Origin of the sequence: Streptomyces sp. NPDC058697 (genome assembly GCF_042715345.1) — a bacterium.
Taxonomy (GTDB): domain Bacteria; phylum Actinomycetota; class Actinomycetes; order Streptomycetales; family Streptomycetaceae; genus Streptomyces; species Streptomyces liliifuscus.
This window is the reverse complement of sequence record NZ_JBHXSU010000030.1, coordinates 1-4,270: the sequence shown is the minus strand read 5'-3', so window position 1 is coordinate 4,270 and position 4,270 is coordinate 1. Positions and strand designations below refer to the sequence as shown.

At 68.1% G+C, this 4,270-nt stretch carries 5 protein-coding genes; all 5 read right to left on the bottom strand.

Annotation, left to right across the window (positions count from 1 at the left end):
- Positions 1 to 157: 157 nt before the first annotated feature.
- The 5 genes from ACFWXQ_RS40645 to ACFWXQ_RS40625 all read right to left on the bottom strand — a co-directional run bounded on the left by ACFWXQ_RS40645 (position 158) and on the right by ACFWXQ_RS40625 (position 4,048).
- Positions 158 to 1,207: a lysophospholipid acyltransferase family protein gene (locus ACFWXQ_RS40645; protein ID WP_383956877.1), complete on the bottom strand. Its 1,050-nt coding sequence runs from the start codon at positions 1,205 to 1,207 to the stop codon at positions 158 to 160.
- Between the two features lie 14 nt (positions 1,208 to 1,221).
- Positions 1,222 to 2,283, bottom strand: a complete 1,062-nt coding sequence (locus tag ACFWXQ_RS40640) for an NAD-dependent epimerase/dehydratase family protein (RefSeq protein ID WP_143644173.1) — start codon at positions 2,281 to 2,283, stop codon at positions 1,222 to 1,224.
- A gap of 347 nt (positions 2,284 to 2,630) precedes the next feature.
- On the bottom strand, positions 2,631 to 2,729 hold the full coding sequence (locus ACFWXQ_RS40635; RefSeq protein WP_003948845.1) for a 30S ribosomal protein bS22: 99 nt from the start codon (positions 2,727 to 2,729) through the stop codon (positions 2,631 to 2,633).
- A 164-nt stretch (positions 2,730 to 2,893) separates the two neighbouring features.
- Positions 2,894 to 3,103, bottom strand: a complete 210-nt coding sequence (locus ACFWXQ_RS40630; protein ID WP_093781815.1) for a helix-turn-helix domain-containing protein — start codon at positions 3,101 to 3,103, stop codon at positions 2,894 to 2,896.
- A gap of 129 nt (positions 3,104 to 3,232) precedes the next feature.
- Positions 3,233 to 4,048, bottom strand: coding sequence for a phosphatase (locus ACFWXQ_RS40625; protein WP_383956880.1), 816 nt, complete (start codon positions 4,046 to 4,048; stop codon positions 3,233 to 3,235).
- Between the last annotated feature and the right edge of the window lie 222 nt (positions 4,049 to 4,270).

Here is a 4,270-nt window from a genome sequence, read left to right as displayed (position 1 = left end):
TCACCCCTCCCACCCCCCCCCCGGGCCCCCCCCCCTGGCCGGGTAACCCACCCCGACACCGCGGCCTTGCTTCCCGGGATCCGTCGGGGGGGGCCCCCCTTGTTGAAAGGGGCGCCCCCACCGACGTATCCAGAAGCCTTGGACGTATCCAGGCCCCTTAGAAGAACACCGACCGCCGCTGCACCAGCAGCTTGTACAGCGTGTGCTGGATCTGTTCCCTCACCTGGTCCGTGAGGTTGAACATCAGCATGGGATCCTCTGCCGCCTCCGGCGGGTAGCCGTCCGTCAGGATCGGCTCGCCGAACTGGATCGTCCACTTCGTGGGGAGTGGGATCCCGCCGAGCGGGCCCAGCCATGGGAACGTCGGCGTGATCGGGAAGTAAGGGAAGCCGAGGAGACGGGCGAGCGTCTTGGAGTTGCCGATCATCGGGTAGATCTCCTCCGCGCCCACGATGGAGCACGGGATGATCGGCGTGCCCTGGCGCAGGGCCGTCGACACGAAGCCGCCGCGGCCGAAGCGCTGGAGCTTGTAGCGCTCGCTGAACGGCTTGCCGATGCCCTTGAAGCCCTCCGGCATCACGCCCACCAGTTCGCCGCGCTCCAGGAGCCGTTCGGCGTCCTCCGCGCAGGCGAGCGTGTGACCGGCCTTGCGGGCCAGCTCGTTGACCACCGGCAGCATGAAGACCAGGTCGGCCGCGAGAAGCCGCAGATGACGGCCGTCGGGGTGGTTGTCGTGGACGGCGACCTGCATCATCAGGCCGTCCAGCGGCAGCGTCCCGGAGTGGTTGGCGACGATCAGCGCCCCGCCCTCCGACGGGATGTTCTCGATGCCCTTCACCTCGACGCGGAAGTACTTCTCGTAGAGGGGCCGCAGCATCGACATCAGGACCTGGTCGGTGAGCTCCTGGTCGTAACCGAAGTCGTCGACCTCGTACTCACCCGTCAGTCGCCGCCGCAGGAAGGACAGACCGCCGGCGATGCGCCGGTCCCAGCCATTCTCCTGCGGCTTCTCCACAGCAGCCGGTTCCTCACGCGTCACGGGAACATCATCCTGCTGAATCGTTCGTGCGGGCAGGGGCTGGACCTCACGAACCACCACGGGCTCGCCCTTGCGCCTGCTCCCCGCGCCCCGGCGTCGCGGCGGCCGCTGTACGGCACTCCCGCGGGACCGGTCGTCGTCGAACGGAATGACCTTGGCGTCCGCCATCGTTGATGCGCTCCTCAGTTGGCGCTCTGCGTCGGGAGGTGGCCACCGCCGAGTACAGGCAGTGCCGCGATCCGGTCGACGGCCCCCGCAAGGGCCTCGGGGGGCAGGAGTCCGGGCCCTCGGCTGCGTGCGAAGTCCGCGAAGGTCTCCGCGGTCGTGTACCTGGGACCGTAGCCGAGCGTCTCGCGCATCTGCCGGGTCGCCACGACCCGGCCGTGCGTGAGCAGCCGCAGCTGCTCCGGCGAGAAGTCCGTCATGCCCAGCGTACGCAGCGCCGAGCCCACCCAGCTCACCGCCGGCATCAGCACGGGAACCGTGGGCCGGCCGAGCCGCCGCGCGCACTGCGAGAGCAGCAGGACACCGTCGCCGGCGATGTTGAACGTACCGCTGTTGAGCGTGCCGCGCCGCGGCTCGTGCGAGGCGATCCGCAGCACCTCGATCACGTCGTCCTCGTGCACGAACTGCAGCCGCGGGTCGTAGCCGAGCACGGTCGGCAGCACGGGCAGCGAGAAGTACGCGGCGAGCGGCGAGTCCGCGCTCGGCCCGAGGATGTTCGCGAACCGCAGCACACACACGGCCACGTCGGGCCGCCGCCGCGCGAACCCGCGCACATACCCCTCGACCTCGACCGTGTCCTTCGCGAAACCGCCGCTGGGCAGCGACTTGGGCGGGGTGGTCTCGGTGAAGACGGCCGGATCGCGCGGGGCCGACCCGTACACGTTGGTACTGGACTTCACGACGAGCCGCTTGACCGTCGGCGACTTCTGGCAGGCACCCAACAGCTGCATGGTGCCGATGACGTTGGTCTCCTTGACCGTGGTCCGGCTGCCGCCGCCGAGCGGGGTGGCCGTCACGTCCAGGTGCACCACCGTGTCCACGGAGTGCTCCGCCAGCACCCTGGCGATGGCGGGCTGCCTTATGTCGGCCCGTACGAAGTCGGCGCCGCCCAGGTGGTGCTCCGGCGGGACCGCGTCCACGGCGACCACCCTGTCCACCTCGGGGTCACGCTGGATCCGTCGTACGAACCGGCCCCCCAACTGGCGGGCCACTCCGGTCACGAGCACGACCTTCCCCAAGATCAGCGCCTTCCTTCCAGCCGTCGACATGCTGCTCGTACTGTGCCGTTCGTACTCTGCCGTGTTCCCCGTGACGGCCACGTTAGCGGGTCGGTGTTGCGCTGTGATGACCGCCCGATGCACGAAGTGACGGGACCCCCGGACGTACGATCAGACCCAGCCATTCGCCGCACAGTCGTAGGCCCGGACATACGCACAGCGTTCGCCCGGCCGGACATCGCGGCGGGGGTAGTACCGGGTACGACTGTGGCCCCCCACCAGCCGGTGGGGGGCCACAGAGCGCACTGTCACAGCGTCGTCGCCCACCGTCTGCCCTCTTGTGGCGGGTGACCGCTGTCCGTCGCGACTTACTTCTTGTTGCGACGCTGAACGCGAGTGCGCTTGAGCAGCTTGCGGTGCTTCTTCTTCGCCATCCGCTTGCGCCGCTTCTTGATAACAGAGCCCACGACTACCCTCGCTCACTTCTCTTTACTCGTTGCTGGGCTGCATGGGCCCACACGACTTATGAGGGGCCAGCCTACCCGCCTGAGCGCCGAGGTCGTAATCGAGGAGTTCCGGGTGAGGCCCACGGGACGCGATCGAGCCGTCCCGGGACCTCCCCGGACCGCCGTCAGGCTGTCTCCACCCCCACGTAGGACTCGCGAAGGTACTCGTGAACCGCTTGCTCCGGGACGCGGAATGACCTCCCGACCCGGATCGCGGGCAGATGACCGCTGTGCACCAATCGGTACACGGTCATCTTCGACACTCGCATCACCGAGGCGACTTCCGCCACGGTAAGGAACTGAACCTCGTTCAGAGGCCTCTCGCCAGCAGCCATGACACACCTGAACCTTCCGCACTCGACGGTCACCGGCTTCCCCTTCCGGTGACACTTCGTCGTTGCGTGCTCACTCCCCAGAGTAGGGGCGTGTGATGCGAGTGGGGAAGAGGAGGGGCCATCGGCGGCCTACTGTGACAGACACGCTCGATTGAGTACATAGCGAGTAAGCGGTCGGTAGTAATCAGACCGCACAGCGTCATCAAGTGGAACGACGACGGACACCCGCCCCTCTGCCTCTCCGACGAACAGCGCGGGATCGTCGGTGTCACCCAGGCCGATGGCCTCGAACCCCAGCTGACCTGCTCCGCAGACCCAGCCGTGGTCTCCCACCACGAGCTCCGGGAGCGGTCCGCCGGCCTCCGCCGCGGCGGCCAGAGCGGTACGAACCGGGAGGGGAGAGTGCGTGTGCGCGCCGGTCTCACGACCGGGGTCCCACGCCCCGGGTTCGCGCACCAGCGCGACTCCTCGTACGTAGTCAAGGTTGTACGTGCGTAGACCGAACCGGGTCGTTATGTCGACACAGTGACCATGCGCCGGGGTGAGGACGGTACACCCCGCCGCCGACAGAGCGTCCGCGAGGTCGGCGTAGAAACCGATCAGTCGGTGCGGGTGTCCGGTGCCGAGCAGCACCGGGGAACGGTTCCGTGCGGCTTCCGCAAGCCGCGCGGCGAAGGCGTCAAGAGCCGCCAGGGTTCGCTCAGGATCGATCACATCAGGGCCGGAGACGTGCCGCGGATCGGGGGACACTCCACACTTGTCCGCCATCAAAGCGATCAAATCCGGTTGTTCCCATGACCATTCAGGGTCAAGCCCGATCGTCACCCGCGGATCCCGCGCAGCGAACAACCGATAGCTCCTGAGGCTCGCCTCCCGCGAGGTGGCCACCGTCCCCGCCAGCCTCGCCGCCAGCAAATGCGCCCGCAACCCACCACTACTCAACACGCCCCGATGCTGACGCATCCACCCACCCCCCACCCCCAAAACCCCTGAAACACCGCACAGTTGGCGTAACGGGGTCTAGAGCGAGGCGGGCGGCGGGGGCTTTCTTCGCCCCCGCCGCCCCTACCCATTCCCGTCCCAGCCTCAGGGGCTCCGCCCCCGAACCCCCAAAAGACTGCGCAGTTCCCCGCGCCCCTAAAAACCTAGGGGCGCGGGGAACTGCGC